The 3,182-nt window shown below is 70.9% G+C and carries 4 protein-coding genes and 1 pseudogene; all 5 read left to right on the top strand.

Annotated elements, in window-relative coordinates:
• Positions 1-1,074: pseudogene (locus tag DQW85_RS25435) on the top strand (DEAD/DEAH box helicase); the annotation flags it as partial.
• 263 nt (positions 1,075-1,337) lie between these two features.
• Positions 1,338-1,508: a hypothetical protein gene (locus DQW85_RS46055; RefSeq protein WP_205315400.1), complete on the top strand. Its 171-nt coding sequence runs from the start codon at positions 1,338-1,340 to the stop codon at positions 1,506-1,508.
• A gap of 81 nt (positions 1,509-1,589) precedes the next feature.
• On the top strand, positions 1,590-2,084 hold the full coding sequence (locus tag DQW85_RS25430) for a MarR family winged helix-turn-helix transcriptional regulator (RefSeq protein ID WP_205315399.1): 495 nt from the start codon (positions 1,590-1,592) through the stop codon (positions 2,082-2,084).
• A gap of 151 nt (positions 2,085-2,235) precedes the next feature.
• Complete coding sequence (locus DQW85_RS25425; RefSeq protein ID WP_240197419.1) at positions 2,236-2,748, top strand: RNA polymerase sigma factor; 513 nt, start codon at positions 2,236-2,238, stop codon at positions 2,746-2,748.
• Positions 2,745-3,182, top strand: a 438-nt coding sequence (locus tag DQW85_RS25420) for a hypothetical protein (protein ID WP_205315398.1), incomplete at its 3' end; no start/stop codon positions are given. The genes DQW85_RS25425 and DQW85_RS25420, both read left to right, overlap by 4 nt.

The following is a 3,182-nucleotide window of genomic DNA, read 5'->3' as shown; positions in this document are numbered from 1 at the left end:
GCGGTGCGCTCGCTGGAGGCGCTGCAGCCGGGCGACGTCATCCGCGTCCCGGGCGGCCGCCGGGCGGGACTGGCGATCGTCCTCGACCCGGGCCGCAACCCGCGCGGGCACGGCCCGAGCCCCCTCGTGCTGACCATCGGCAAGCAGGTCAAGAAACTCGACCCGGCCGACTTCCCGGTGCCCGTCGAGCCGATCGAGAAGCTGCGCATCCCGAAGAACTTCAACGGCCGCTCGCCCAAGGAGCGGGCCAACCTCGTCTCCACGCTGCTCGCCAAGATCGGCGACCGTGACCTGGGCAAGCCGGCGAGGGCGCGCGACCACGCCGTGGAGGACGAGGAGATCAACGAGCTGCGGCGACGCATCCGCCAGCACCCCTGCCACGGCTGCGACGAGCGCGAGGACCACGCCCGCTGGGCGGAGCGCTACCACAAGCTGCTGCGCGAGACCGAGGGGCTGCGGCGGCGCGTCGAGGGGCGCTCCCACGTCATCTCGCGCACCTTCGACCGCATCTGCGCGGTGCTGGAGCAACTCGGCTACCTGGAGGGTGAGACCGTCACCGACGAGGGCCGCCGCCTGGGCCGCCTCTACACCGAGCTCGACCTGCTGACCGCGGAGTGCCTGCGCACGGGGCTGTGGGAGAGGCTCGACCCGCCCGAGCTCGCCGCGTGCGTGTCGGCGCTGGTGTTCGAGTCGCGGCAGGCCGACGACGCCCGCCGTCCCAAGATCCCGGCCGGTCGGGCGCAGGACGCGCTGACCGCGATGATCCGGCTCTGGGGAGAGCTGGAGGGCATCGAGTCCGACCACGGCCTCGAGACGATCCGCGAGCCCGATCTGGGGTTCGCCTGGGCGGCGTTCCGATGGACCAAGGGACACAGCCTGGACGCCGTGCTCATGGACGGCGTCAACGGCAACGAGCTGGCCGCGGGTGACTTCGTCAGGTGGATCAAGCAGCTGATGGACCTGCTCGGGCAGCTGGCCAACGCCGCGCCGAAGGACAGCAGGATCAGGCAGACCGCGACGAAGGCGATCGACGCCATGCGCCGCGGCGTCGTGGCCTACTCCTCGCTGACCTGACCCGAGGCTGATCTGATCCGAGGCTGTCCTGACCCGAGCGGTGGGGCCCGCGGGGCGGGCTCTCGGGCCGTCGCGGGTACTGACCGGCCGGTCAAGGCGGGGTCATCGCCGGTATACGGAACGTCACCATCCGGCCAGTTTCCTGGTGGATCGCGATGGACATCCCCATGTCGGAAGCCCGTCCAACCCTCGGACGCCCACCGCGCTGAGGCCCCCTCCCCACGCGGATCAACGGCGCCCGGCCACCCCCGTCGGGAGGTTGCATGTTCGCCCTCGTCGCCGCCCTGCTGTTCGTCCTCGCCCTCGTCTTCGAGATCGCCGGCCTGACCCTGGGCGGCGTGGTCACCGTCACCACCCTGGGCACCGCGGGCCTGCTCTGCGTCGCCCTCCACCTGATGGGCGTCGGCGCAGGCTGGAGCCCGCTCAAGAAGTGACGCCCGCTCTTTCCCTCACCGGTGCGGGCGTCGTAGCGCCTCCCGGCGCCCGCACCGCCCTGACCTCTATTATTACGAAAGGTGACAGTCAAGGACCGTGACGAGGGGAGCGCCGTGGGCCGACGCAGCGAGCACAAGCAGCGCGACCCGGACCTCGGCATCCTGTCCGCGCGGCTGCTCTTCTCGGTCCAGAAGGAGCTCTTCGAGACCCTGGCCGAACAGGGGCATCCACGGCTCAGGCCGCGGCACGGCGCGGTGCTGGGCCATCTCGACGAGGAAGGGACCCGCGCCACGGAGCTGTCACGGCTGTCGGGGACGCACAAGCAGGTCATCGGCAACCTGATCGACGAGCTGGAGGAGCTCGGCTACGTCGAACGCCGTCCCGACCCGCAGGACCGGCGCGCCAAGCTGATCGTCCCCACCGCCCAGGGGCGCGACCAGATGGCGAAGGCCGACGAGATCATGGCTGCGATCGAGCGGCGGCACGCCGAGGCGATGGGGGAGCAGAGGCTCGCCGTCTTCAAGGGCCTCTTCCGCGAGATCGCGGAGCGGCAGCTCGCCTGGCGAGGCGCCTGAACCTCCTTCACCGGTACGCCCGCGCCCGGTGCGCGACCCCGGCGGACGGGGCTGGAGGGCAGCGGCGTGCGCCTGAGCGCTCGTGCGCCCTATCTGAAAGATTTTTCGGATGGGACTGTAAGAGTATGGGTGCCTCGGGGCAGTTCTTAGCGTGGACGATCCCGAAGAACGATTCTCCATCCTCTATGACCGGCATTACCGGAACGTACTGGGTTACGCCTTGCTACGTGCCGATCCTGCCATGGCGGAGGACCTGACGAGTGAGACGTTCCTGATCGCCTGGCGGCGCCTGGACGATCTGCCCGACCCGCCGCTGCCGTGGTTGCTCGGGGTGACCCGCAACCTGCTGCGCAAACAGCGGGCCCGCCGGCTGCGCACCGAGGAGTTGGTGGCCAGGCTCGCCCAGCTGACCACGTTCGTCGAGGGGGACGTCGCCGAGAAGGTCGCGAACCGCCAGCATGCCCTCGCCGCGCTCACCGGTCTGAAGGGGCAGGACGTCGAGGTGCTGATCCTGACGAGCTGGTGCGGCATGACGTCCGCGGAGGCGGCCGAGGTGGCGGGCTGCTCGGCCCGCACGTACGAGGTCCGGCTCCATCGCGCACGCCAGCGCCTGAGGAAGGCGCTCCAGTCCACGCCCCCCTTCACCCTCCAGGAACAGACATGAAGGACAGAGGTTCAGTCAGCGAAGCCCTCGACACGTTGCGTCCGGACGCGTTCATCGAGGACGCCTACCGGCGACACCGCTCCGGCGACCTTGCCCGCGCGTTCCAGACGCGCCGAACCCCGCGGCGGGCCCGGAGGTTCTCCGCTTTCCGGCACAGCCCGTTCATCCTGGTCGCCGGTGGCGCCGTCGCCGGCCTGGCCGCCGCCGCGCTGGTCGTTCCGTTTCTCGGCGGCGGGGGCGCCGGCACCGGCTCCCCGGACCTCGACGCCAGCGCCGGCCCATCTGTCTCCGCCGGGAAGCCGCAGAGCACGAGGACCATCCTGCTGGCCGCCGCGGAGTCCGCCGCGAAGGCACCCGCGGATTCGGGCCGGTTCTGGTTCTCGCGGGTGCGGACGGCTCAGCTGATGCGGGCGGATCCGACGAAGAGGGTGAAG

The organism is Nonomuraea lactucae (assembly GCF_003313395.1).
In the GTDB taxonomy this organism is placed as follows: domain Bacteria; phylum Actinomycetota; class Actinomycetes; order Streptosporangiales; family Streptosporangiaceae; genus Nonomuraea; species Nonomuraea lactucae.
This window is presented reverse-complemented; position numbering and strand designations above follow the sequence as displayed.